The following is a 583-nucleotide window of genomic DNA, read 5'->3' as shown; positions in this document are numbered from 1 at the left end:
AGGTATAATAAATCCATATCCCTTACTACCATCAAACCATTTAATGACACCACTGATCTCAATAATTTCACCACAAGCACTTATCCTGTCCTCAGACAGGGAATAATCCTTTAATGCATCCTTACTCGTCATAATAAAACGTGATCCTGTAGCCTAAATTGGACGATATTGATTCTCTACACTTAAGTAAACATTGCTCTGGCACCAACACGCAAGCCCCAAGATTAGGATTTCCCCATATTGTCGTATCTCTTACAATTACCAATACGAATATTTACAAAAGTGTTTAATCGTACGCTTTACATATTTTAAGAAACAAATCTCACTTTCTAAAGAATGATAATATAAAAGCTTTTTAACACAATGATATTTTGATAAATGTATAACTTGCATGATGAAAAAGTTCGAGATAAGGTGCGAAAAATAACTAAATTAAGGAAGGTGCGTGCAATGCGATTGAGGAAAATCCTTACCACAGTGGCAGCTGTAATGGTGCTTGTAGCAAATGTTTATGCAAATGAGCCCATTAAAATTGGTGTTTACCTTCCATTAAGTGGTCAAAATGCATTTGGAGGCCAGCTTG

2 pseudogenes are annotated in these 583 nt (G+C 35.3%); one reads left to right on the top strand and one right to left on the bottom strand.

The features are described from left to right. Nucleotides 1-132, bottom strand: a pseudogene (locus ACFIK8_RS12630) (cold-shock protein); the annotation flags it as partial. Between the two features lie 246 nt (nucleotides 133-378). Here ACFIK8_RS12630 and ACFIK8_RS12625 point away from each other — a divergent pair. Beyond that, a pseudogene (locus ACFIK8_RS12625) lies at nucleotides 379-583 on the top strand (branched-chain amino acid ABC transporter substrate-binding protein); the annotation flags it as partial.

It is taken from the genome of Bartonella sp. MR168JLCBS (assembly GCF_042194175.1).
The sequence above is the reverse complement of the archived record's forward strand: the minus strand, read 5'-3'. Positions and strand labels throughout refer to the sequence as shown.